The following is a 21,316-nucleotide window of genomic DNA, read 5'->3' on the forward strand; positions in this document are numbered from 1 at the left end:
TGGTAGCTCCGCTACAAGGACCTTCCGGCGCCTTGCGATCGCACGCACCGGACACCGCCCGCTGATCGGACCCCACTTTTGTTCGGAGCTCTAAGTGTCCGGGGTGGTGTCCGGCTTGGACCAGGGCCATTTCGGCCCGCCGCCCTTCTTCCCCTCCGGGTCGAACGTGTACTTCCACCCCTGGTGCAGCCCGAGCAGCTTGCCCTGCCCCCGGGGCACGCGCCGGTACACCAGCACGGTGGGCGCGCCGCCTGCCGCGTCCGGCACGGGGATGCGGTACGTCTTCGGCGGGTGCCCGGTGGGTCCGAGCAGCACGGGCAGGACGCGCCCGTCCATGGGGCCGCCCTCGAAGGGGGTGTCTTGGCTCTTCACCGCACCAGTGTCAGTCATCCGCCCCGAGGACGGCGCGCACGAGCGCCTCGGTCTGCGGATCCCGCCGGGCGGTGACCGCAAGGACGGCGACGAACTGTTCCACGAGCCAGTCCCGCAGCTCGTCGACGGGCGGTTCCTTGTTCTCGTCGAGCCAGATGAGCGAGGCCGCCTCCACCGCGGTGATCCACATCCGGACGGTCATCCGCAGCCGGGGTCCGGGGTCGCCGACGCCGAGGTGGCTGAGGATGTGCTCGGCGGCGGCCCGGCGCACCCCGTCCACGATGGCGGTGGTCCGGGACGTCTCCACCACGCTCCCGCCCTGGAGCAGCGCGCTGAACCCGGCGTCGTGCTGATCGACGAAGGCGAGATAGCGGTCGAGCGCGCGGGACAGGCGGGGCAGCAGCGGGCCCTGCCGTGGCTCGTCGAAGCAGAGCCGGAGCTCGTCGGCGGCGGACCTGAGGGCGGCCTCGTAGAGCTGCTGCTTGCCCCCCGGGAAGTACCGGTACACCAGCGGGCGCGAGACCCCCGCCGCCTCCGCCACGTCGTCCAGCGACACCTCCTCCGGCGCCCGGTGCGCGAAGAGGGACAGCGCGGAGTCGAGGAGCTGACTGCGACGCTCCTCGACGCTCAGGCGGCGGTAGGCGGGGGTGGGCGCTGAGGGGGTCATGACCGGCAGGGTAATCGCTGCCCGGCCCGACCACCGGCCCCCGGCCCGGCCGGCCGTTACGCCAGCAGCCCCGAGGACTTCCACAGCCGGCGTCCCACGCCCCGCAGCACCCCGATGTCGTCGAGGAAGTCCGTCAGCCGCTTCGCCCCGGTCTGCATGATCTCCCGCCGGTGCCCGCTGGCCTTCACCTGGGCGAGCGCCTCGCGCTTGTCGAGCCCCACATTCGTGTAGACCTCGGGATTGACGAAGGCGACCGAGAACACCCGGGCGAACTCACCCGAGGTGACCCGGGTGAACTCCTGGGACCACCTCGGCGCGGTCACCATCTGCCGGCGCAGCTCCTCGCGGGCGTAGCGCACGTGCCGCGCCTCCTCCACCACATGGATCCGCGTCACGCCCCGGACCAGCGGCTGGACCCGCTCGTCGGGGAAGGTCAGCCGCTGCATCCAGTCGAGGACCTCCTCGCCGAGCAGCGTCGCCGTGAACGATCCGGGCGTGGTGGAGATCGTCTTGAACACCCGTCCGAGCTGCTGGTGCCCCCGGCTGACCGGGTACCAGGGGGTGTCGCCGCGCTCGATCAGCCGCGCGAACATCTTCGAGTGCCGGCACTCGTCCTCGATCTCGGTCAGCGCGTACCGCACGTGCGCGCTCGTCGCGGCCTTGTCGTAGATGTGCCGTACCAGCAGCTGCATGAGGATGATCTCGAACCAGATGCCGAGCGAGGCGAGCGCGGCCGCCTCGTGCCGGGACAGCAGGATCCGCTGCTCCTCGCTCATCCGCTGCCACATCGGCGTGCCGTACAGGCTCAGCAGCTCGGGCGGCCAGAACCACTTGCCGTCCTCGAAGGGCGCGTCCCAGTCCAGTTCCCGGTCCGGGTCGAAGGAGTGCTTGGCGGACGACGCGAGCAGGCGTTCGGCCACCTGCTCGCGGTCCTTGAGGAGCCCGAGCGCGTCACGCAGTCCGTCGAGCGCGTCGGCTTCCGTCAGGGTCGTCATGGCTGTTCCACCTCGTTACCGGGGGTCACGTCTACCGAACTTATGAGACTGCTTGTCAGCAAGGTCGTCAATCCCTTGCGCAGCACTTGTTGACCCGGTGTCTACGTGCGGACCCGCGAGGTGTGCCGCCTACCGGGCTATACCGGGCAGTCCAGGCCCTCCGGGGCCGCCCGCTCCTCCGGCTCCGGCAGCCGTGCCGCCGCCTGCGGAGGGAACGCCCTCCGCAGGGTGAACGCGTACGGCGTCTCCCCGTGCGTCCGCAGGTGTCGCAGCCGGTCCTCCGCCTCCGCGACGGTCGGCCGGTGGCCCGCCGGGATCCACCACAGGGTCGTCATGGCTTCCTGGACCCGCTCGAACCACTCCCGGCGCCGGGCCAGCAGCTCCCGGTGCCGCCCCTGGTACATGAAGGCGGTCAGCGCGTCGGTGTCGCGCCACACGGACATGTTGATGATCAGCCAGTCGTCCCCGAAGACGGGGACGTCCGTCGCGTCCCCCGACTCGCCCGCCAGTCGCCAGACGAAACCGCCGGCGGCGTCGGCGGTCGCGTTCACCGGATCGAGGGCGTCGACGAAGTCCTTCAACTCCGGGGAGTCCAGCGGGAATTTGAGACGGGCGATGTTGACCTGGGCGAGTTCGTACACGGTGCGTTCCGTGGCTTCAGTCATGAGCGAAAGGTAGGAGGGGCCTGTCCGCGCCGGCATCCCCCGTCTCACCCACCGAACACCGCCCACCCCCCGAACACCCCCCCGAACACCGCCCACCCCCCGAACACCACCCCCCGAACACCGCCCACCGACCGAACACCGCCCCGCGGTGACGGCGCCGCTCACCCGGACAGCACCGACCGCATGACCTCCCGCGCGATCGGCGCCGCGTCCCCGCCCCCGCTGATCTCCCCCCGGTTCGCGGACGCGTCCTCCACCACCACCGCGACCGCGATCCTCGGCTCCGGATCCCGCTCGTCCTGCGCCCACGACACGAACCAGGCGTACGGGACACCGGAGTTGCCGAGGCCGTGCTGCGCGGTGCCGGTCTTGCCGCCGACGATCGCGCCGGGGATCGCCGCGTTCGTACCGGTGCCGTCCTCGACCACGTCGGTCATCAGCTCCCGCATCCGTACCGCGGTCGACGGCCGCATCACCTGCCGTGCGGGGCGCGAACCCGCCGTCGCCACCGTGCCGCCGCCCCGGCTGGTGGTCCGCTCCACCAGATACGGCGGCCGCAACTGCCCCCCGTTCGCCACCGCCGCCGCCACCATCGCCATCTGGAGCGGCGTGGCCCGCGTGTTGTACTGGCCGATCGACGACAGCGCGAGCTGCGCCCGGTCCACACTGGTGTCGAAGGTGCTGGTCGCCGCCGAGAACGGGACCCGCAGCCCGGTGTCGTTGAAGCCGAAGGCCTGCGCGGTCGCCACCATGTCGCGCGCCCCCACGTCCACGCCGAGTTTCGCGAAGACCGTGTTGCACGACCACTTGAAGGCCTCCCGCAGCGGGGCGTCCCCGCAGCCGTCGCCCTCGTTCGTCAGCCACGTCCGCGTCCCGGGCAGGGTATACGGGTCGGGGGAGTCCGTCGGCGCGTCCATGTCGGTGACCACGCCCGCGTCCAGCGCCGCCGCCGCGGTGACCACCTTGAAGGTCGAACCCGGCGGATACGTCTGGCGCACCGCCCGGTTGAGCATCGGCTTGTCCGGGTCGCGGTTGAGCCGCGCCCAGGCCGCCTTCGTCGCCGGCCGGTTGCCCGACAGCTCCGCCGGGTCGTACGAGGGCGCGGAGACCAGCGCCAGGATCCGCCCGGTGGCAGGCTCGATCGCCGCCACCGCGCCCTTGCGCCCGGCCAGTCCCACGTACGCGGCCCGTTGCGCCGCCGGGTCGATGGTGGTGACGACCTTGCCGCCGGGCGGCAGGCCGCGGGTCAGGTCGCTCCACAGCGGGAACGGCGCGAGCAGCGGGTCGGTGCCCGCCAGCACCCCGTCCTCGGCGTGCTCCAGCAGTGTCGTGCCGTACTCCTGGGAGGCGAAGCCGGTGACGGGCGCGTACAACGGGCCGTCGCTGTAGGTGCGTTCGTAGCGGAGCTGCTCGCCGGTGTCCCGGGAGCCGGTGACCGGCTCGCCGCCGACCAGGATGTCGCCGCGCGGCTGTCCGTAACGGGTGATCGTGGCACGGCGGTTGGCCGTGCTGCCGTCGTAGGGACCGGCCTGGAGGACCTGGACGCGCAGGGCGTTGACGAGCAGCGCGGCCAGCAGCAGGACGCAGAACGCGGCCGCGTGCCGGATGTACTTCGTCATGGCGCCACCTGACCGTCGTACTGGCTGCGGGCCGAGTCGCTGATCCGGATCAGCAGCGCCACGATCGCCCAGTTGGTCACCACCGACGAGCCGCCCTGCGCCAGGAACGGCATCGCCATGCCGGTCAGCGGGATCAGGCCGGTCACCCCGCCCGCGATGACGAACACCTGGAGCGCCACGATCGAGGCGAGGCCGACCGCGAGCAGCCGTCCGAACGGCTCGCGCAGGGCGAGGCCGGCCCGGTAGCCGCGCTCCACGAGGAGTCCGTAGAGGAGGAAGATCGCGGAGAGTCCCACCAGGCCCAGCTCCTCGCCCGCCGTGGCCAGGATGAAGTCCGACTTGGCCGCGAAGCCGATCAGGACGGAGTGCCCGAGGCCCAGGCCCGAGCCGAGCACCCCGCCGGCCGCGAAGGCGAACAGGGACTGCGCCAGTTGGTTCGGCCCGTGGCCCGCCTCGATCGTCGCGAACGGATGCAGCCAGTCCTCGATCCGGCCGTGCACGTGCGGCTCCAGCCGGCCGACGGCGACCGCGCCGAGCGACGCGAGCAGCAGACCGACCGCGATCCAGCCGGTACGGCCGGTGGCGACGTACAGCAGCACGACGAACAGGCCGAAGAACAGCAGCGAGGTGCCGAGATCGCGCTCCAGGACGAGCACGCCCACGCTCAGCAGCCAGATGGTCAGGATCGGGCCGAGCACCCGCCCGGTGGGCAGCTGGATCCTGCGGAACCGCCACACCGGACGGCCCGTGCAGGCGAGGGCGTTGCGGTTGTCGGCCAGGTACGCGGCGAAGAACACCGCCAGCAGCACCTTCGCGAACTCGCTCGGCTGGATGGAGAATCCGGCGATCCGGATCCAGATGCGGGCGCCGTTGAGGGCCGGGAAGAAGATCGGGAGCGTGAGCAGGGCGAGAGCGGCGGCGACGCAGACGTAGGCGTACCGCTGGAGCACGCGGTGGTCGCGCAGCAGCAGGGCGACCACGATGAACAGCGCCACGCCGAGCGTGGACCACACGAGCTGGGTCGGCGCGGCCCGGTCGCCCGGGGTCTCCAGGTCGAGGCGATAGATCAGCACCAGCCCGAGCCCGTTGAGCAGCACGCCGATGGGCAGCAGCAGGGGATCGGCGTACGGCGCCCGCAGCCGCACCGCCACATGCGCCAGCAGGGCGAGCACGCCGAGTCCGGCGCCGTACCCCGCGGCCCCGGGCGGGACCGCGCCGTGCCGGGCCAGGCCGACGGCGCAGTAGCCGTACACGGACAGCAGTACGGCTACGACGATCAGGGTCAGCTCGATGCCGCGGCGCCGGGGGAGGCGCACCACGCGGGCGGGGTCCCGGGCGGGCGCGGCGGTCGCTGTTCCGGCCGGAGTCATGCCCGGAACATATCTATGTGCAACATGATTCCCGGTTTGTCTGGAGTCAGCACCGGCGTGCTGCGGACCCGATGGCGCCGACGCGGCGGCCCGGGCCCCCGGACCGGGTGCCGGCCGCGGGGGCCGGGGCGAGGCGGACGAGGGCGGAGCGCACGGACATCCGGGTACCTCCGTGAGAGGGCGGGGAAGGCGCGAAGGAAGGGCGTGAAACTCGCTGATCGCCACATCTCGCTGATCGCCACACTAGGAGCGGCGTGTCGTCGGCGCCCGCCACGATGCGCCATCGGGGAGCCCCCGGCGATCGTCGCCCCACGGTCCGCCCGGTCCTCGTGTGCGGCTTCCCGTCCCGCCGACGGCCGACCTCAGGCCCAGGCCCTGGCCCGGGCGGCCCGCTCAGTCCTGGCCGGTGCCCTCCGGTGCCGGTGCCGGGGGAAGCGTCAGCCGGGCCAGCGCCCCGCCGTCCGGGGCGTTGGCGAACTCCAGCCGGGCACCCAGCACCTCGGACTGGCCCAGCGCGATGGTCAGCCCGAGGCCGTGTCCCTTCGCCCCGCCCTCCGTACGGAACCGCTGGGGCCCGTGGGCCACGAGGTACTCCGGATAGCCGTCGCCGTGGTCCCGCACGGTGACGACCGGGCCGTCCACGGTCAGCACCACCGGCGTCCGCCCGTGCCGGTGCCCGTTCGCCACGAGGTTGCCCAGCACCCGCTCCAGCCGCCGCCGGTCGGTCTCCACGCGCGCGTCCCGCACGACCCTGACCTCCGTGACCGTGCCGGAACCGCGCACCACCCGCTCGGCCAGCGCGCCCAGCTCCTCGGTGTCCACCTCCAGCCGCTCCCGCCCGGTGTCCAGCCGCGAGATCTCCAGCAGGTCCTCGGTGAGCGTGCGCAGCGCCGCCACCCGGTCGCGGACCAGCTCCGTCGGCCGTCCGGGAGGCAGCAGCTCGGCCGCCGCGTGCAGCCCCGTCAGCGGGGTGCGCAGCTCGTGCGCCACGTCCGCGGTGAACCGCTGCTCGCTCAGCAGCTTGCTCTGCAACGACGACGCCATCGTGTCCAGCGCGACGGCGACCGCGGCCACCTCGTCCTGCGGCCGCGTCGGGTCCTTCACCCGCGGGTCGTCCACCCGCGCGTCCAGGTCGCCCGCGCTGATCCGGCGGGCCACCCGGGCGGTGGCGTGCAGCCGCCGCGCCACCCGCGTCACCGCGAACGCCCCCACCAGCACCGTCGCCCCGATCGCCAGGCCCGACGACCACAGGATCGCCCCGTCCAGGCCCTCGATGGTCCGCGCCTGCTGGGCGTAGTCGACCTCGACGGCCAGCGCCCGGCCGCCGTCGGCGGGCCCCGCCGCCCACATCGAGGGACGGCCGTGGTGATCGGCGACCATCGTGCCGCGCTCCCCGTGTGCCGCCAGCGTCCGCAACTGCGCGGGCAGCCCCTCGGGGTCGACGGCGGCGCCCGGCCGCAGCGAGTCCCCGGCCTCGTACGCCTGGGTCGCGTCCGTCAGCCGGGACAGCGCGAGCTCGCGGGCCTGGCCGACGGTCTGGTCGGTCACCTGGACGTGCACCAGGATGCCGAGCAGCGCGGCGAGCGCGCAGCACATCACGATGATGAACACCGCGGCCTTCACCGCCAGGGTCCCGGCCCACTGCGGAAGCCGCACCGAGCTCAGCACACTCATGACGCGCTCGACGACACGGCGGCGGAGGAGGTGGCGGACGGCGATGTCGACGGCGGCGTCGGCGGGGTGGCGGACGGCGCGGCGGACGACGGCCGGGCGGACCGCGACGCGGCGGAGTGCCTGGCGGACGGCGACCTCCCGCCGGTGCGGAGCATCTCGTCGTGCGTCAGCAGCATCGCCTTCTGCTGCGCGTCCCAGGTCCACTGGAGGCGGTACTCGTACCCCGCCACCTCCGACGGCGAACGCACGATCACGGACCGCCCGGCCAGCTCGACCGCGCTCAGGGCGTCCTCGTACGACATCACCTGCACCAGACGATGCTTCTCGACGGTGTAGACGCGTACGGCGGTCAGCTCGCCCGGCAGCAGCCGGAAGCCCAGCGTCAGGTCGTCGTGTCCGTCGCCGGTCAGGTCCCGGTAGTACGGCTGGAGCACCGGGCAGCCCCGCGGCTGCACCCAGGTCCCGGTCCGCCCGCCCTCGACGCAGTCGGCCAGCGCGCTCGGCGTCCCGTGGTAACGCGCCCCGGCGGCCGTGTAGTCGCCGGGGTCGGACGCGATCTCCGCCCGTACGACCGCCACCGGGTCCACCCTGCGGATGTCGTCGCCCGGCACGGCGACGCCCTTCACGGTCTTCGTCTCCGCCTCGTCGAAGTCGAAAGCGGGCGACGAGGCCGGCGGCAGATCCGGCCAGAGCCGGGCCGGGCTGTTCGCGGTCGGGGTCGCCCCGGCAGCACGCAGCCCGCCGGCGTCGCCACAGGCCGTCGCGGTCGCCGACAGGACGACGGCCAGGACGGCGAGGGCGGTACGGGTGGGTCGGCTGAGGCGCACGGCACTCCTGCGGCTGGTGACGACGAGGCCCCGTACACCTTATTCATATGAAAATTCATCTTGCGCGGCCGGTGGCCCGAGCGAGCCCGTGCCGCCGCGCCGGCGCCGTGGTGCGTCCGTGAGGTGCTCACTCGGCGAGGTCCTCCAGCAGGCGGGCCGTCGGCAGCCCGGCCCGCAGGTACGCGACGAACAGTTCGTTGTGCAGCGCCCAGGGCGAGCGCCGGGAACGGATCAGCCGTATCGCCTCGTCCGCCGAGTGTCCCCGGCGCACCAGCGCGTGCGCCACGACGAGCCCCGAGCGGTTGTAGCCGTGATAGCAGCGGACGAGCACCCTGCGCCCCTCGTCCAGCGCCTCGCCCGCGGCCTGCGCCAGCCGCATCACGCCCGCGAGCTGCGTCCCGTCCAGGGGGCCGTCCGGGATGGGCCACACATGATGCTCGACCCCGGCGTCGGGACCGTGCCCCGGCAGCCGCAGCAGCGTCTGCACGAGGTCGAACTCGTCCCGTACGACCGCGAGTTCCAGTTGTCCGGAACGGCTCCGGAACTCGTGCCCGCCCATCCACAGCCCCGGTACGATCTCGCTCCACGGGTTCTGCGGCGCGGGCACACCGGGTTGCTTGCCGCGAGTCCGCAACAGTGCCCTCCCGACCGCCAGGCCAACTCCGTCAAAGGTAGCCGGGTTCTTGCCCCTGGAGCACCCCGCCTGTTCCCATGGTCGAGGGGTGATGGTGCATGAGCGGACTGCGCGTCGTACCGACCTGGCGGCACGGCCGGGAACAGCTGTACGTCCGTCTCCCGGACGGCCGGAACATCGCCTGGTACGACCGTGAGGCGGCCCGGGTCAACCTGCTCAGCGAGGACCGCAGGGACGACGTGCTCCATGCCCTCGCGCCCTTCCTGACCGGGCCCGTCGCGGTGGGCCCGCCCCCGGTGCCCACCCCCGTCGAGCTGGCCCGGCTCTCCCTGCCTCCGGACGACGACCTCGCCCCCAACCGGCCGGGCGAGGCCCTGCTGATCGCCCTCGACCGGAACCCGGCCGCCTCCCACCGGCTGCGCCCGGACCCGCGCCGCCGCGAGCTGGAGGCGGAACAGACGATCGGCGACATCCTGGACGGTCTCGACGGCGCGGGCTGGCGCACCCTGCACTCCGTCCCGCTGCCCGGCGGCGACCGGGTCCACCACCTGGCGATCGGCCCCGCGGGCCTGTTCGCGGTCCACGCGGTGCACGCCCGTAAGCAGCGGGTGCTCGTCGCCGACCCCATGGTCGCGCTGGGCCGGCGCGAGCCGCGCCCCCTGCTGCGCCGCCTGCGCGCCGACGCCGACCGGGCGTCCTACGCGCTGACCGCCGAGGTCCACCCGGTACTGGCCCTGGTGGGCCCGGCCGGCCTGCGCTTCACCACCCCGCCCCGCGAGGTCCGGGTCCTGACGGACCCCGAGGTCGCGAACCTGGCCCGCCTGGGCGGGGTGCTGAAACCGGCGGACGTGGAGGCCCTGCACGCGATGGCACGGGACCGGCGCACGTGGGCGCGGGTCTGAGGGCTGAAGGGGCCGGAGAGGCCGGAGGGGCGGGTGGGGCGAGGCGGTAAGGGCGGCGCGTGGGTGCCGGGCCATCGTCCTGCGCGGCCGTCGTGCCACCGTCCTGCGCGGCCGTCGTGCCACCGTCCCGCGCGGTCAACCGGCCGGAGTCCGCTCCGGGTCGGGAGCCCCCGGCACGGCACCCCGCGGATCTGCCGCACCCGCCGCACCCCGGGCACCCGCCGACATCCCACCGTACCGCTCCTGTTCTTCATGGTCCCGCTGTGGCTGTGGCTTTGTCCCGCCGGCCGCCATCACCAGTCCCACCCCCGCGGCCAGTCCCAGCGCGGGCAGCACCGGGAACCGGCCGTCGTACGCGAAGCCGTGCCCGGCGAAGTACCCCAGGGCGGTGACCGCGGCACCGAGGCCGGGCCACAGCAGCCATGCCGCCCCACGCGAACCGCCGTCCGAAGCGGCGGCCCGGGCGTGCAGCGTCACCAGCCCCCGATCCAGCGGCCGCAACGCCCACACCACCCCCATCAGCACCACCCCGAGCACCAGCAGCCAGGGGACCCGCCACCCCCACCACGCCAACGACCCGACCGTGGGCCGGGGTGCGACCCCGGTCAGATAGAAGGCCGCGGCGGCGACCAGCACCGGCAGCATGTGCCAGAGATACAGCGTCATCCCGACGGCGCCCACGGGCCGCACCACCCGCCACACCGGCCCCCGCTCCAGCATCCGCCGTACCGAGGGCGCCGCGAGCAGGCACCACCCGACCTGGGCCACCGCCCAGGCGAGCATCGCCACCGACGGGGGATCGGTGTTGTTGGGCGTCTGCCCGGTCACCAGGATCAGGCTGACCGGGAACGGCCCGAACCGGACCAGCGCGACGAACGCCAGCGTGCCGCAGACAGCCATGACCGCGGGTACCCGCCGACGCCCGCTCGACAGGCCGCCCCGCAGCCCGCTCCGCTCGCCGCCCGGCTCTCCGTCCCGCCAGCAGAACCCGAGCTGATACGCCACACCCCACACCAGCAGGTAGTCCAACAGCCCGACCACCGGCACATGAAGCCCGACCGCCAGCACGTCGGTCACCACAGCCGTCGCCCCCAGGCCCACGGGCACGAGCAGCCCCCACCGCCGATGCGCCGCGTGCAGCGCCGGGGTGAGGGCGCTGAGCAGCAGATACACCGGAAGGAACCAGAACTGCATGGCCATCGCCCACCCCACGAGCGCGAGCGTGCCCCGGTCCACCCCGACGGCCTCGCAGACGCCCAGGGCGCACAACACCAGCACGCTGTAGACGGCGGCCGGCAGCAACAGCCGCAACACCCGCTGCCGCACCCACCACCCGACGGTCCCGCCCGCCGCCCGGGCCCGCCCCCAGGAGCCGCTCGCCGCGTACCCTCCGGCCAGGAAGAACAGCGGCATGATCTGGAACACCAGGGTCAGCCACTGCGTCCAGGGCACGGTGGCCAGCAACTCGGGAGCGCGGATCTCCCCGTCCGGCTCGCGGACGAGCGCCGTGATCAGCCAATGGCCGCCCACGACAAGGAGAATGGCCCACGCCCGCAGAAAGTCGACGTACCGATCCCTGCCCTCACCCAGCCGCCTGTCGCTCATGGTCAGTCATGCTGCCCGCGGGAGAAAGGGCTTACGGCGAGGAGGTCCCGGTCGCAACCAATCCGTGGCCGCCGCGACACCATCTGCGGGCGGACGGGAGAACCGGCCGTGGCCCGGAACCGGGCCACGGCCGACGAGACCGGCGGACGCCCCCGACGCGACCGCGTCTCATGGTCAGTCGCAGAACCTGTCGGCAGCCAGCGCCGCTCCGTCCTTGAAGCCTTCCGCGTAGTTCGAGTTCACCGCGGTGAGGCTCCTCAGCATCGGCGCGCTGCAGCTCTCCTTGATCGCGTTGAAGCCGTCGGTGAACCCCTGCTTATACTGGGCCTTGGCGTCCTGCTGATCGTTCGGGACCTCGGGCGTGCGGCCGCAGTTCACCCTGCCGTCCATGGGGCCGAAGGCCTGGTAGCGGCCGGACCCGAGATTGCTGACGGTGAAGGACCCGTTGGTGGTCGTCGCCGCGCCACCGCCGCCGCCACCGGCGAACGACACCGTGCTGGACCTGAAACCGGATGCGGAGAGGGTGAACCTCGGATTGTCCGGCTTCGAGTTGGCGGTGTCCTGCGTGAGGAGACACCTGGCCTTCGTCGGGGCGCGGTCAGGCGCCTGCCCCGTCGCTCCGTGAGCGGTGACGGCCGGCCCGAGAGCCAGTGCCGACAGGACCATCGGAGCGAGCAGCGCGAGACGGCGGGTGCGGATCATCGTTCATTCCTCCCAGAACGGGAAGGGGCACGCCGGATGCGGTGGCGGCCCCGGGGACGAAGGTGATTACGTACGAACCGGATTACGTACGAACCGGATTACGTACGAACCGGGATACGTACGAACCGGGATACGTACGAACCGGGATGCGCGCGGGCACGCTGCCCGGGGCTCGGAGGCCACCGCGGCTCCCCCTCATCGGCGAACCCGAGGTCGACGGGTCGACGGGTCGGATCCGATGCGTCGCGGCGCTCGGTCGGTGCCCCCGGCTCGACCGCTGGTGCGCCCGCCGGCCGACATGCGTACAGGGCACGTCGGCCACGCGGTCACAGGTGAACCGGTGTGCTGTCCCTCTCCTCCATGCTCCGACGCCCTGTCGGGTATGTCCACCGGGGCCGAACTCCGCACAGGCGTTGGCGCAGGCGCGGCACAAGGCAAGCGGGGAACCCAACTGCCCTGTTCTGCAACCCTCTTGTGGAAGGAGAGGCGTACGAGCCGTGCCGTCGGGTGAGCGCGCGAGCACGCAAAGCGACCCCGTGCCTGCGCCTCAAGCAGACCCGCCGCCACCCGGTGGCCGGCGGAGCAGGTGCAGACAGACGACCGAGGCGATGACGGTACGCCGTTCCGAGACGTCCAGATCAGGGCCCGCCTCGACGACGTACTGCTGCAACCCGACCCACCTGTCGACGGTGCTCGCGGTGACCCGGCCGAGAATCCCCGGCGCCGGACCCTGATCCGGATCGGGGCCCGCCTCCGTCTCCGTGAGCTGCCATTCGAGGCCCAGGTTTCCCAGCCGGGTGAGGAAGAGCCGGCGCCCCCGCTCCGTACGAAGGCTCAACTGCCGGGACTTGACGAGTCCTCGGGTACCGGCGGTCCCGACCTCTCGGCCCGCCGCGTCGGCGAAGCGGAACGATGTCGGAGCGAACTGCTCGAACGGCGCGAGCCGCGCACGCTTCTCGATGCGGACGACGTGGTCACCGGAAACCTCCGTGAGGAGGAAGAGTGTGTCGTTCACGTACGTGACCAGGCCGAGCGGGATCCCCTCCACGGAGGACACGGTCAGGTCGGGGCCCGAGTACCTGCGTACCCAAGGACGCTTCGGCTGCCGCACCACGACGGCGTCCAGCTCGAACAGACCGGGTTCTGCCATCGGTCCACCTCCCCCGCCACGGTTTCCCGTGGTTTCCCCTCGGCCGGGCACGTCCACTATGGCCGAGAACCTGTGCGATTCCCATCCCCGGGGCCCCCGTGGACGTGTGTGGCGCCGGTCGCTGGAATCGGCCCGCCGGCGGAGCGGCTGGACAATGGAAGGAAGGACGAAGCCGATGTTTCCGGGCAGCGGCGACAAGGGCTCGAAGGACTCCGCTCCGGGATCGTGCACCGGGGACACGCCGTTTCGCTGCCCGGTCGGCGGACGTCGAGCGCGGCTGAAGGAGAGATCCCATGCCCATGCCACAGTCCATGAACGCGCTCGTGGCCGACCAGGTCGGCGAGCCGGGCGATGTCCTGCGCCTGGAATCCCGGCCCGTCCCCACCCCGGACTTCGGCCAGGCCTTGATCCATGTGAAGGCGACCCCGGTGCACGCCGGCGATCTGCACGTGCTGCGTGGCCGCTACGGCTTCTCCCCGGAGTTCCCCGCCGTCGGGGGCCACATGGAGTGCGTGGGCCGTATCGAGGCCCTCGGCCCGGACACCGAGGGACTGAAGATCGGCGAGCGCGTGGTGCACGCCGCGGTCCCGGCGGTACCCGGGCCGCAGGCGGCCGGCACCTGGCAGGAATACCTGGTCGCGGACGCGCGAAGGCTCCTGCCGGTGCCCGGCAGGCTGAGCGACTCCGACGCCTGCCAACTCGCCGTCAACCCGTTGACCGCGCTGCTCCTGGTGGCCCGCGAACTCGACGCCCAGCCGGGGGAGTGGCTGTTGCAGACGGCCGCGGGTTCCACCGTCGGCCGGCTCGTCATCCAGCTGGCCAGGCATCTGGGCATTCCCACGATCAACGTGGTCCGGCGGCGCGACGCCGTCGAGGAGATCAAGGCGCTCGGCGGCGACGAGGTCGTCTGCACGGCGGACGAGGACCTGGTGCGGCGCGTGGCCGAGATCGCCGGGGCGACCGGCGTGCCCAAGGCCCTCGACTGCGTCGCGGGCGACGTGGGCGCCCAGGTGTCCCAGGCACTGGCCCCGGGCGGCGAGCTCGTGCTCTACGGCGCGCTCTCCACCCACCGGCAGACCGCCCCGGAAGCCCTGACGATCCCGCTCCGGGCACGCTCGGTCATCTACGAGACCAAGTCGATCCGTGGCTTCTGGCTGAACCGCTGGTTCGGCACTGCCTCACCCGCGGAGGCCCTGGACGCCCTGTCCGAGGTACGCACCCTCGTCACCGACGGCGTACTGAGCATCCCCGAGGGACGCCCGTTCTCCCTGGAACGCTTCACCGAAGCCATCGCACTGGCCGAGGCCCCCGCCCACGGCGCCAAGCCCTTCTTCGTCTTCGAGGAGGGCGGACACGACGACAGGTAGAACGAGATATCGAGGTGCCGAGGTATCCGGGGTGGACGCCTCAAGCACTCGACGCGACGACCGGATCGAGGTCACGGCGGCCGGGAACGCCGGCCGTGCCCGCGCAGCCCGTGTCGACGCGGACGGCTACGTCCGCGCCCCCATGACGGTGACGCACCCCGGCACCCTCGTCAGGGCCTGCCTCCTTCCCGCGGCGGGCGGCGGCCAGGAGCGCTTCGAGGCCCGGGCGGGCCGTGACGCCCCAGGAGCCTTCGGCAGGTCCGGAGCCTGACTTTGCCGTGCCCCATCGACCGGTCTACGGTTGTTTCCGGGATCTCCCTGACGTCCACCCTTCAGGCAATGAGCAGGCGGAGGCCGGCGAGCAGCCTCGCTCTTACCGCGGAACGAAGATCAATGCCACGGCTTTTTCATGCCAAGGCGTCGTTCGGCAGGTGAACACACGACTGGAGCGAGTGAAGAGATCATGGCAGCGACGAAGAAGATCCTGGTCATCGTCACCAACATCGGCGAGTACGAGAAAGTCGGCATGCGTACGGGCCTGTGGCTCGGGGAGCTGACCCACTTCTGGGACGTGGCCGCCGAGGGCGGCTACACCATGGACATCGCCAGTCCTCAGGGCGGCAGGATCCCACTGGACCCCGAAAGTCTTTCCCATGACGTCCTGGCGGAACTCGGCACCGAAAAGCGGTACCGGGACCGAGCGTTCATGGATCTCCTGGAGGACACACGGAAGATCTCCGACGTGCATCCCGACGACTACGACGCGATCTACCTCACAGGTGGACACGGAGTGATGTTCGACTTCCCGCAGACCCCTGAGCTGGAAGAACTGATGGCACGGTTCTACGAATCGGGGCGCGTCGTGTCCACGGTCTGCCACGGAGGGACAGGCCTGCTCAACGTCATGCTGGGCAACGGCGATCCCCTCGTGAAGGGGAAGAGGGTCACGGGCTTCTCCTGGCCCGAGGAAGAACTGGCGAACCGAGCAGACGCTGTCCCCTACAACCTCCAGGAGAGGCTGAAGGACCTCGGGGCCGACTACAGCACGGCCGACAAGCCCTTCGAGCCCTACGTCGTCGAGGACGGACTGCTGATCACGGGCCAGAACCCCGGCAGCGCCAGGGGAGTGGCACAAGCGGTCCTGAACCAACTGGCCACAGCCTGACCGCGACACAGAACCCCCTCAGCCGGGGCCGGCTATCAGGCGGCCTCCCTCGCCCACGGGTGACCCACAGCACCGACCGACCCTCCTGAGCGAGGCACTCAACCCTCCGCCCCAAGCCCCTGCCCACGAACAGCCCACAGAGCCCGTCCTGAGCCCGCACCACGCTGCGTTCGCCTGCACATACACGAAGACCCCGCCACCAGCGTGTCCGCTGGCGACGGGGCCTTCGGGCACTTCCTGCGAAGTGCCCCCGGCAGGATTCGAACCTGCGCACACGGCTCCGGGGTGATTGTCCGATTGCACCTCTGTGTGGCCTCTGACCTGCGACGGGGCCGGGCATGGGATGGTTGGCAACGCAGAGTGTGTCGGAGGCATGTCGCGCGCACCAGAGCGCGAAGGCTTGGAGGCGCCCGTGCCCTGGCCGGACTGGCCAGGGCACGGGCGTCAGAAGGTGGCTAGGTCAAGGCTCGCAGCGCCGCTACTGACGCCACCAGACCTTCTCGCTCTAGTGAATCGATCACGTCCGCGACCACTGCGTTCGACGGGTTTACCCACGAATCTGCTATCTGCGTAAGCACCCCGTACACCAACTGGGGGGAGAGGTCGACCTGTGCCTCGATGAAGGCGTCTGGATGGACGGCCTGCACATCCCATACAGACAGCTTGTCGGTGGGGAAGTCCTTTAGGTTGGATGTGACGATCACTTGTGCTTTTGCTTTGATCGCAGCGGCCAAGACGTGCCGGTCGCCGGGATCCGGCAGATCGAGTATGTCGATCAGCGGTTCGTACCCCTTGATCAGCACATCCCGGATCGCTCCTGACATCAGCTCCCGCGTACGATCTAATTTCTTCGGATCCAGGTCAGGCCGATTCTTCTTGAGGTTGCGGAAGGTCTCATCGAGGATCTGGTCCGTCCACTTCGCCTGTACAAGCCCTGCCTGCGCCACGCGAATGAGAACGTCACGCAAGGTGCTTGGATACAGGACGTTGGCGTCGTAGACGGCGACGAAAGCCATGGCCTAGATCATTCCCATCTCCTGGCCGAGCTGGGTGAGCTCATCAGCCACACCTCGGCGACGGTGGTCGTCCCCGCGCTGGTACTCCAATAGAGACGACGCGGTGATTCTGCGGTGTGTGCCAACGGTCCGGTACTCAATCTCACCGGCATCCAACAGGCCGATGAGGAAGGGCCGGGACACGTTGAGCATGTCAGCTGCTTGCTGAGTAGTGAGCTCGGCATCGGACGGAACAACGGACACGGCCCGGCCGGCGCCAAGGTGCGCCAGGAGTGAAGCGAGGAGCTCTACGGCCTCGCGAGGGAGAGCCAAGGGTTCACGATCGCCTCCATCTTGAACGGTGACAGTGATCTGGGAGGCTTCCTGGTGCTCTGTCAGGTAGGCCCGGACCCTGGTGAGGGCATGGTTTGCACTCTCTTGCTTGTCGTCCGGGAGCTTGACCGGACGAATGTCGGTCTTGGTCATATGCGCGCCCCTAGATTTGGTGGATGGGCGCCAGGGATAGTCCGCCGTCGTTGGCGCGGTGGCGGGCTGGCGTGACGGTAGGCCCCGCGGTCGTTGGCGCGGCGACGGGGCCTACCGCCAGGGTGGCGGTGGTCGTTCTGGGTCATGGCGGGCAGCTGTCTTACCTATCGAAGTATCCGCAATATTCGAAACAAGTGCAACAGATGACAGGGCGATCTGAGGCCGCAAGCGTTAACGAGCCTCTGACCTGCGACGGAGCTAGGGGGTGCGTGCAGAGTTACAGGGTGTGATAGGAGGCACCGTGTAGAGGTAGGCCAGATCGGGAGCCACTTCCGACCCCTGCGCCAATTGCCAGGTCGGCTTCGCTGGCGGGCTGTAGCACCCCGGGTGTTACAGCCCGCCAGCGACCGGACAGCCCGGACAGCGGTTCTGTAAACCGTCCGGCTTGTTTGTACAGGTGAGGGGCTTAACCGGACAGTCGGACAGCCCGGACACATCTCTGCGCAGCCCCGGCTCCTGAGAGCGCTCAGGGGTAAGCGGCGTGCAGTAGATGCCTGCATTCGTGGTTCGACCCTCAACTTTGAGCTTTGTGGCTCGAACAGCGCTCTACCTGCCTATGTGTCCCGCGGTCACTCTGGCTACGCGACTAGCTCGACAACTGGCTGAGTGTGGGGAGCGCTTGGGGGTTGCTGGTGGCTTACGTTCCGATTCTGAAGGGCAAGGCGGGCGAGTTTCTGGCCTTGGGGCATGCCTCGGTCGAGGTGCAGGCTCAGCTCCGTCCAGTGATGGAGATCGTGCCGGACTTGGAGCTCCGAGACTTGCTGGAGACCTTTTGCGAGCACGCCATGGACAACGTGCCGGACGGCATGGTCCTCACGGTTGACTGTGGCGCCCTACCGCCCGTCCGCGTGCTCAAGGGCGATGCTGGCGGGCCGGTAACACGAGTCGGTGAGTCTCTGGGGTTACGTGGTGTTGCTATGTCCCCTGTCTTCAGGTGTTCCGACCCCGATGACGTGTTAGGAGAGGTGGCAGGGGTAGCCGCGGCCCACCAACGGGGAGCGTGCCTGCGCATCTCCACGGCTGCTGATCTCGGCGAATCGCTACCCAGCGGGGATCAGGTGCGCGATCTGCTTCGTGCAGTGCGGTTGACCCCCGGGGAGGTCGACTTGCTGGTTGATGCCGGTCCCGTGTACTCGGACCGGGCGCGGGAGGTTCTGGCAGAAGAGACCACCGAAGCCCTAAAACGTCTCTCACCTTGGCCCTGGAGACGCCTTTGCGTGGCGGCCGGCGCTTTCCCTGTCAACCTGAGCGGCTTCAGACGAGGCCAGTCCACACCTGTCGTGAGGGAAGACGCACGGCTTTGGGCGAAGGTCGTCGAGAAGTGGCACGGTCCGCAACCTGACTTCGGGGACTTCGGCGTGACCTACCCCCGAATCCTGCCCAAGAGCCGTGGAACCCCGGACCCCAATATGCGCTACACCACAGCAGCAGACTGGCAGGTCTTCGTGTATCCGCGGATTCGCCAAGGCAACGACGACTTCTTCACGCTCAGCCAGGACCTTGTCAATTCGCCTTACTGGCCTGTCACGGGAGCTGCCACGTCCTGGGGCGACGCTCGCCTTCAGGAGTGCGCCCAACGCAGGCGCCAGAAGGCAGGAGGAGGCACTGAGTGGCGCGCCTGGGCAACTTCGCACCACCTAGCCGTCGTGGTGACCCAACTGGCAGCCACCGGGCATCCCTAGAGCCGAGGAGTGTCGGTGCGACGGACACGTGACTAACGAGTCAGGGGCCATGGCTCCGGAGCACAATCAGAGTTCGGCTTGCGAATGGGGCCCTGGGCAGTAGGTTCCTTGATTCCCGGAGGAATGTGGTGCCCTCCTGTATCGCAGATAGTGCGAAGTCGGAAGTCGCCTCCGGCTCCTGCGCTCATTGAGAAGTCGGCTTCGCCGACTGGCTGCAACCTCCCTGGAGGTTGCAGCCAGCGTAGCCGGGCAGGTGTGAGTCCGGTGTCAACGGAAGTGCGGCTGCCCCGAAGGAGACGGGCGTTCGCATGCTGGCTGCCGCGGTTATGGGGCGACCTGACGACCGGTACGGCGGCTGCCAATATCGCGACGCCGGTTCCGATCGGCGTAGCCAGTTTGGAGACCATTTAGACGGAGATGGCGGCCGTGGCCGTCAGGAGCGCTGCCACGGTTCCTTGTGCGGGGCGCTTCTGAACTACTCACCCAGCCACTCCAGCGCGATGAAATAGGGGAAAGGAGATGTGTGGCGACTCACCCTCGACGTGCTCGCCCAACACGGTTAGTGGCCTACAACCGGACGGCCGGACAGGTGGGATACCTGGCGTCGGGCAATCGAGAGCGTGTGGCTCTGGTACGTGAAGTGGCCGCCTACTCGCCTGGGGCCGGTTCGATGTGTTGAGTTCGGTTGCATGTGGCACCACTCTGGAAGATCGCATAGAACCTGACTCGCACGTTAACTAAATAGAAGAATGGCTACCGATCTCAGTCCTTCGGTCGCCCACATCTAGAAGGATGTCGCCGATGGAGAAATGCTCTTCCAGGGTCGCCCGCAATGTGGCAAGCGAAGTGCGGATTTCGGAAATTCGCTCCCGGGGATTATGTTTGCGAAGATATTCGGTGAATCTTCCGCACATCTCCGAATCCCAGGCGGAGTTGATGGGGAACGCCTCGTCCCGCCACTGCGGCAGTGGATTGCCAGGTATGACGGGTCTAGGCTGCCCCAGCGATTGACGGTCGCTTCGTGCATCCATTAACTGGGTGAAATCCGAGACGGTGGGAGTGAGTGGCAGCCCGCCGCATTCCATGATCCATCGCAGCTCATGCAGTGCGTTGAGCTTTCCAGAAATTAACGGGCGAAGTCGATTGTAGCTTTCAGTGTCAAGGATCTGAAGCACGGTCGATCTGTGTGCCAGTAGCCCTCGCAGGCGCGCCAGGTTGACAATTTGATGCTGGACATCTTCCGCTACCCAAGGACCTGCGGTCATGCTGGAGGGGGCATTGCCGTTCTCCAGGCGGTAAGTCACCCTGTCGATATACAATTCCAGGGATTTAATAATGCCGTCTGCGGCAAGTGTTGCCTCATTGAATCGAACGTAGAGCATGAACAGCTCCACCCCGAGTTCTTGACGACGTTTACCGTCGCGCGCAGCCTTGAGGCCAGGTAAGGCCTTCGCTAAAGTGTCGACAAGGATTTTGATCAGTTCGATCATGTGTTCCCTCGGATCTATAGTGAATCAACCGTCAGCCTGCCATGAGCGTGTAGGTCCGGTGTCCGTTCTGCCGAATCCCCCCGTACGAACTGCGACGGCCCCTGCTTGGCGAGGCAAGTGTGCCGTACCTGCGTTCGCCGCCAAGGCGGAACGGGGACGTGTGGCGGGAGGATCCGATGACCGATTCAGCTTCGCCAGCGCTCCAGTCGGTGGCGTTGGTTGGGAGTGAGCTCTTTCCAACCTCCTGTGCCCCGCTTGGCGCGTCACGGCTGGCGGGTCCTGCACTCCATTCCCTTGGGTGACAAGGTGGATGTCGATCACTTGCTGATCGGGCCCGGTGGGGTGTTCAGCATCAGTACAAAGCACCACCGCAAAAGGGTCGTGTGGGTCGGCGACGACTCCGTGAAGGTCGATCGCGGAAAGCCGGCGCCCTACGCGCGCAAGAGCCGGGCGGAGGCCAAGCGGGTAGCTCGAGTGCTTGAGCGCTATTGCGGCTTTCCTGTACCGGTGGAACCGGTGCTCGTCTTCGTCGGCGTGACCGACTTGAAGGTGGTCGCCACACAGCTCAGCGTGCACGTGTATCAGGAGCGACAGGTGGCGGCATTGGCGCCGCTCTCAGGGGTGCTGACGGCCGAGCAGGTCGAGCAGGTGTATGGCGTTGCTCGCCATCGCCAGGCATGGATGCGGGCCTCAGCCAGTGCCTCTCGGTGAGGTGCTGGCCTGTCCCACGGGAGCTGTGGGGGCCACCATGGCGTGGCCAACGTCGGCGCAGGGTGCCCTGTCAGCGCCGTCCTTTAGAAGTCATCTCATTTGGAGGGTTCGGTAGGCTTCCAGGGGTGGGGATCGTTGAGCGGCTGGTGCCGGATGAGTTGTGGGAGTTGTTCCAGCG

The 21,316-nt window shown here is 69.6% G+C and carries 21 protein-coding genes; 6 read left to right on the forward strand and 15 right to left on the reverse strand.

The features are described 5' to 3' along the window. Nucleotides 1–90: 90 nt before the first annotated feature. The 9 genes from ACWC24_RS40705 to ACWC24_RS40745 form a co-directional block, all read right to left on the reverse strand. Complete coding sequence (locus ACWC24_RS40705; protein ID WP_450667966.1) at nt 91–390, reverse strand: hypothetical protein; 300 nt, start codon at nt 388–390, stop codon at nt 91–93. Continuing rightward, nucleotides 383–1,039, reverse strand: coding sequence for a TetR/AcrR family transcriptional regulator (locus tag ACWC24_RS40710; RefSeq protein WP_450667967.1), 657 nt, complete (start codon nt 1,037–1,039; stop codon nt 383–385). The genes ACWC24_RS40705 and ACWC24_RS40710 overlap by 8 nt, the downstream gene beginning before the upstream one ends. A gap of 56 nt (nt 1,040–1,095) precedes the next feature. Continuing rightward, entirely contained in the window at nt 1,096–2,034 is a 939-nt protein-coding gene (locus ACWC24_RS40715) for an AurF N-oxygenase family protein (RefSeq protein ID WP_450667968.1), read from the reverse strand. 137 nt (nt 2,035–2,171) lie between these two features. Then, on the reverse strand, nt 2,172–2,699 hold the full coding sequence (locus ACWC24_RS40720) for a DUF3291 domain-containing protein (RefSeq protein WP_450667969.1): 528 nt from the start codon (nt 2,697–2,699) through the stop codon (nt 2,172–2,174). Between the two features lie 161 nt (nt 2,700–2,860). Then, nucleotides 2,861–4,318 (reverse strand): penicillin-binding transpeptidase domain-containing protein, encoded by a 1,458-nt coding sequence (locus tag ACWC24_RS40725; RefSeq protein WP_450667970.1) that lies wholly within the window; start codon nt 4,316–4,318, stop codon nt 2,861–2,863. After that, nucleotides 4,315–5,688, reverse strand: a complete 1,374-nt coding sequence (locus ACWC24_RS40730) for an FtsW/RodA/SpoVE family cell cycle protein (protein ID WP_450667971.1) — start codon at nt 5,686–5,688, stop codon at nt 4,315–4,317. The genes ACWC24_RS40725 and ACWC24_RS40730 overlap by 4 nt, the downstream gene beginning before the upstream one ends. A gap of 393 nt (nt 5,689–6,081) precedes the next feature. Beyond that, the gene (locus ACWC24_RS40735; RefSeq protein WP_450667972.1) at nt 6,082–7,362 is read right to left on the reverse strand and encodes an ATP-binding protein; all 1,281 of its coding nucleotides are present in this window, start codon (nt 7,360–7,362) and stop codon (nt 6,082–6,084) included. Next, entirely contained in the window at nt 7,359–8,189 is an 831-nt protein-coding gene (locus ACWC24_RS40740; protein ID WP_450667973.1) for a hypothetical protein, read from the reverse strand. Before ACWC24_RS40740 ends, ACWC24_RS40735 begins: the two co-directional genes overlap by 4 nt. A 127-nt stretch (nt 8,190–8,316) precedes the next feature. Continuing rightward, complete coding sequence (locus tag ACWC24_RS40745) at nt 8,317–8,823, reverse strand: protein-tyrosine phosphatase family protein (protein WP_450667974.1); 507 nt, start codon at nt 8,821–8,823, stop codon at nt 8,317–8,319. A gap of 98 nt (nt 8,824–8,921) precedes the next feature. Between ACWC24_RS40745 and ACWC24_RS40750 the strand changes: the two genes are divergently transcribed. Further along, complete coding sequence (locus ACWC24_RS40750; RefSeq protein ID WP_450667975.1) at nt 8,922–9,725, forward strand: NERD domain-containing protein; 804 nt, start codon at nt 8,922–8,924, stop codon at nt 9,723–9,725. 135 nt (nt 9,726–9,860) lie between these two features. On the opposite strand, the gene ACWC24_RS40755 is transcribed toward ACWC24_RS40750, so the two are convergent. The 3 genes from ACWC24_RS40755 to ACWC24_RS40765 all read right to left on the reverse strand — a co-directional run bounded on the left by ACWC24_RS40755 (nt 9,861) and on the right by ACWC24_RS40765 (nt 13,182). Then, on the reverse strand, nt 9,861–11,330 hold the full coding sequence (locus tag ACWC24_RS40755) for an acyltransferase family protein (protein ID WP_450667976.1): 1,470 nt from the start codon (nt 11,328–11,330) through the stop codon (nt 9,861–9,863). 174 nt (nt 11,331–11,504) lie between these two features. Next, complete coding sequence (locus tag ACWC24_RS40760; RefSeq protein ID WP_450667977.1) at nt 11,505–12,032, reverse strand: hypothetical protein; 528 nt, start codon at nt 12,030–12,032, stop codon at nt 11,505–11,507. 547 nt (nt 12,033–12,579) lie between these two features. Beyond that, nucleotides 12,580–13,182: a hypothetical protein gene (locus ACWC24_RS40765; protein ID WP_450667978.1), complete on the reverse strand. Its 603-nt coding sequence runs from the start codon at nt 13,180–13,182 to the stop codon at nt 12,580–12,582. Between the two features lie 293 nt (nt 13,183–13,475). Between ACWC24_RS40765 and ACWC24_RS40770 the strand changes: the two genes are divergently transcribed. The 3 genes from ACWC24_RS40770 to ACWC24_RS40780 all read left to right on the forward strand — a co-directional run bounded on the left by ACWC24_RS40770 (nt 13,476) and on the right by ACWC24_RS40780 (nt 15,714). Then, on the forward strand, nt 13,476–14,549 hold the full coding sequence (locus ACWC24_RS40770; protein WP_450667979.1) for a zinc-dependent alcohol dehydrogenase family protein: 1,074 nt from the start codon (nt 13,476–13,478) through the stop codon (nt 14,547–14,549). Nucleotides 14,550–14,580: 31 nt separating this feature from the next. Further along, nucleotides 14,581–14,820 (forward strand): hypothetical protein, encoded by a 240-nt coding sequence (locus tag ACWC24_RS40775; RefSeq protein ID WP_450667980.1) that lies wholly within the window; start codon nt 14,581–14,583, stop codon nt 14,818–14,820. 192 nt (nt 14,821–15,012) lie between these two features. Further along, nucleotides 15,013–15,714 (forward strand): type 1 glutamine amidotransferase domain-containing protein, encoded by a 702-nt coding sequence (locus ACWC24_RS40780; RefSeq protein ID WP_450667981.1) that lies wholly within the window; start codon nt 15,013–15,015, stop codon nt 15,712–15,714. A gap of 455 nt (nt 15,715–16,169) precedes the next feature. On the opposite strand, the gene ACWC24_RS40785 is transcribed toward ACWC24_RS40780, so the two are convergent. Together ACWC24_RS40785 and ACWC24_RS40790 are read right to left on the reverse strand one after the other, a co-directional pair. Next, the gene (locus ACWC24_RS40785; protein WP_450667982.1) at nt 16,170–16,730 is read right to left on the reverse strand and encodes a PIN domain-containing protein; all 561 of its coding nucleotides are present in this window, start codon (nt 16,728–16,730) and stop codon (nt 16,170–16,172) included. 3 nt (nt 16,731–16,733) lie between these two features. Then, nucleotides 16,734–17,195, reverse strand: coding sequence for a helix-turn-helix domain-containing protein (locus tag ACWC24_RS40790; RefSeq protein ID WP_450667983.1), 462 nt, complete (start codon nt 17,193–17,195; stop codon nt 16,734–16,736). Nucleotides 17,196–17,887: 692 nt separating this feature from the next. Here ACWC24_RS40790 and ACWC24_RS40795 point away from each other — a divergent pair. Continuing rightward, entirely contained in the window at nt 17,888–18,937 is a 1,050-nt protein-coding gene (locus tag ACWC24_RS40795) for a beta family protein (protein ID WP_450667986.1), read from the forward strand. A gap of 737 nt (nt 18,938–19,674) precedes the next feature. On the opposite strand, the gene ACWC24_RS40800 is transcribed toward ACWC24_RS40795, so the two are convergent. Further along, the gene (locus ACWC24_RS40800) at nt 19,675–20,427 is read right to left on the reverse strand and encodes a hypothetical protein (RefSeq protein WP_450667984.1); all 753 of its coding nucleotides are present in this window, start codon (nt 20,425–20,427) and stop codon (nt 19,675–19,677) included. Nucleotides 20,428–20,673: 246 nt separating this feature from the next. On the opposite strand from ACWC24_RS40800, the gene ACWC24_RS40805 reads away from it, so the two are divergent. Beyond that, a complete protein-coding gene (locus tag ACWC24_RS40805) occupies nt 20,674–21,138 on the forward strand; it encodes a nuclease-related domain-containing protein (protein ID WP_450667985.1) in 465 nt (154 codons plus the stop codon). The last annotated feature ends 178 nt before the right edge of the window (nt 21,139–21,316 follow it).

Source organism: Streptomyces sp. NPDC001443 (assembly GCF_053597355.1).

Bases quoted from the DNA above. Each gene is read 5' to 3' on its own strand.
- ACWC24_RS40705 (WP_450667966.1), bottom strand. From the start codon at position 390: ATGACTGACACTGGTGCGGTGAAGAGCCAAGACACCCCCTTCGAGGGC.
- ACWC24_RS40710 (WP_450667967.1), bottom strand. From the start codon at position 1,039: ATGACCCCCTCAGCGCCCACCCCCGCCTACCGCCGCCTGAGCGTCGAG.
- ACWC24_RS40715 (WP_450667968.1), bottom strand. From the start codon at position 2,034: ATGACGACCCTGACGGAAGCCGACGCGCTCGACGGACTGCGTGACGCG.
- ACWC24_RS40720 (WP_450667969.1), bottom strand. From the start codon at position 2,699: ATGACTGAAGCCACGGAACGCACCGTGTACGAACTCGCCCAGGTCAAC.
- ACWC24_RS40725 (WP_450667970.1), bottom strand. From the start codon at position 4,318: ATGACGAAGTACATCCGGCACGCGGCCGCGTTCTGCGTCCTGCTGCTG.
- ACWC24_RS40730 (WP_450667971.1), bottom strand. From the start codon at position 5,688: ATGACTCCGGCCGGAACAGCGACCGCCGCGCCCGCCCGGGACCCCGCC.
- ACWC24_RS40735 (WP_450667972.1), bottom strand. From the start codon at position 7,362: ATGAGTGTGCTGAGCTCGGTGCGGCTTCCGCAGTGGGCCGGGACCCTG.
- ACWC24_RS40750 (WP_450667975.1), top strand. From the start codon at position 8,922: ATGAGCGGACTGCGCGTCGTACCGACCTGGCGGCACGGCCGGGAACAG.
- ACWC24_RS40755 (WP_450667976.1), bottom strand. From the start codon at position 11,330: ATGAGCGACAGGCGGCTGGGTGAGGGCAGGGATCGGTACGTCGACTTT.
- ACWC24_RS40760 (WP_450667977.1), bottom strand. From the start codon at position 12,032: ATGATCCGCACCCGCCGTCTCGCGCTGCTCGCTCCGATGGTCCTGTCG.
- ACWC24_RS40765 (WP_450667978.1), bottom strand. From the start codon at position 13,182: ATGGCAGAACCCGGTCTGTTCGAGCTGGACGCCGTCGTGGTGCGGCAG.
- ACWC24_RS40770 (WP_450667979.1), top strand. From the start codon at position 13,476: ATGCCCATGCCACAGTCCATGAACGCGCTCGTGGCCGACCAGGTCGGC.
- ACWC24_RS40780 (WP_450667981.1), top strand. From the start codon at position 15,013: ATGGCAGCGACGAAGAAGATCCTGGTCATCGTCACCAACATCGGCGAG.
- ACWC24_RS40785 (WP_450667982.1), bottom strand. From the start codon at position 16,730: ATGGCTTTCGTCGCCGTCTACGACGCCAACGTCCTGTATCCAAGCACC.
- ACWC24_RS40790 (WP_450667983.1), bottom strand. From the start codon at position 17,195: ATGACCAAGACCGACATTCGTCCGGTCAAGCTCCCGGACGACAAGCAA.
- ACWC24_RS40800 (WP_450667984.1), bottom strand. From the start codon at position 20,427: ATGATCGAACTGATCAAAATCCTTGTCGACACTTTAGCGAAGGCCTTA.